This window comes from Phragmitibacter flavus, from assembly GCF_005780165.1.
GTDB classification, from domain to species: domain Bacteria; phylum Verrucomicrobiota; class Verrucomicrobiia; order Verrucomicrobiales; family Verrucomicrobiaceae; genus Phragmitibacter; species Phragmitibacter flavus.
Genome location: NZ_VAUV01000038.1, coordinates 1 through 1,565, shown reverse-complemented (window position 1 = coordinate 1,565; position 1,565 = coordinate 1). Strand labels below are relative to the sequence as shown.

The following is a 1,565-nucleotide window of genomic DNA, read 5'->3' as shown; positions in this document are numbered from 1 at the left end:
GCCCTCGTTGTTACACACAAGTCAAGAGTGGCAGATGTTCCACATGGTGGCGAGATCGTGGAGGCGCTGGAGGCCTTGCCAGAGGGTTTGCACGCCGGGTGGGCTCGCGGACTTGCCGCCGCGTTGTATCCAGCCGCCGAGCTTGCCAACGATGTGAACCATTTCACCCACGCTCGGGGCTTGGGCAGGTAGCGGTTTGCCGCGGTTGATCCGGCTCCAGCCAGCCTGCCACTCCGCCGTGGTAAAGACTTCCTGCGCACTCTTTTGTGCTTGATGCTGCCCCATCTGACTGAGCCGAAGCACTCGCCAGGCGATGATGAGCGCCAGCGCCAGATGACTTAAATGGCGCTCCACCTTCTCAAACCGGCGCTCCTCAATGCGACACCCACTCTTGAGCACTCGGAACAACACTTCAATCATGAAGCGCTGGGTGTAGGCCTCCACCACCTGCTGCACTTGCTGGGCTGTGTCCACTGGCAATGAGGTCAACAGCAGCCATTCTACCGGCACGTCCGACTCCGGCGGGCAGACCTCACTTACCAACACCGCATTGAGCCGCACCTCTTCAAGGCGTTGGCCTCTTCGATAGGGGGAACGCAAGCGTAACCCGCTGGCAGCACGCGCTTCCACAAGAATGTCGCGATCTTCGCGCGGTTGGCGGCGTTTGCGCTTGTCGCAGGCCAGTTTGGGTTGCCTTCCACGCACATGCACGGTCTTGTTCCAAAGCACAGGTCCCTGGGCACACGCCTCCAGCACGGTGCCAGCGTTCTGATCTTCTGCATCAAGCAATACCCGGGGCTGACAGGCGCGCACGATCCAATGCGCCTGCACGGGTGAGTCGTGTTGGGATTGATGAGCTAGATACTCATAGATGTCGGCTTCACTGTCAGCGATGCAAATCATGCGCACCTGCGGCTGGGCCAGCGCCAGGGCCTGGGCTTTGGCCAAGCCTTCGATCCAACGGATGCTTTCCTTCTGTTCCAGTGGCGTGTTCTGGCGTTGTGCACGGGTTTGGCGTTCTGTGCGCACACCTTTTTCGCCAGGCAAGAGACGCTCAGGACGTATGATGAGCTTGTGCCACACACTGCCGAGCGGGGTGCCATCTGGACTAAAGGCGTGCATGAGGTGGAGCAATGCCCCCTGTCGTGCAGAGGCGTCCAGAGGCCCCGCTCCCTGAATGCGACGCTGAGGCTGACTCAGGTCGATCTCGGTGGTGTCCTGCACCAACAGCACGGTGGACTCTTCGCCCATGCGCGCCAGTGACTGCAAGGTATGGGCCGTGAGGATATTTTCAGGGCTCGCCGCCGGGTTGTCGAAGAAGCGGTAAGCAGCGGCAATGTCGCCGTGCTGGCCATTGCAAGCCTGTGGAATGCTCGCGCCGGGAGACTGTCCAAGGACGCTGAGCAGCTTGCCCATGCGACGATTGATCCGTGCATCTCCACAGTTGGACTGTTCGATTTCAAGTTTGGCCCAAGGCTCGATGTCATCGCTTCCGCTCATCTCCAGCTTATACCGGCAAAATCCCGGGCAGCCCAATTATTTAAGTTGTGTGTAACAACGAGGGC

1 protein-coding gene is annotated in these 1,565 nt (G+C 59.9%); it reads right to left on the bottom strand.

The annotated features are described in order from the left end of the window. Nucleotides 1–21: 21 nt before the first annotated feature. On the bottom strand, nt 22–1,500 hold the full coding sequence (locus tag FEM03_RS24160) for an IS4 family transposase (protein ID WP_138088997.1): 1,479 nt from the start codon (nt 1,498–1,500) through the stop codon (nt 22–24). Between the last annotated feature and the right edge of the window lie 65 nt (nt 1,501–1,565).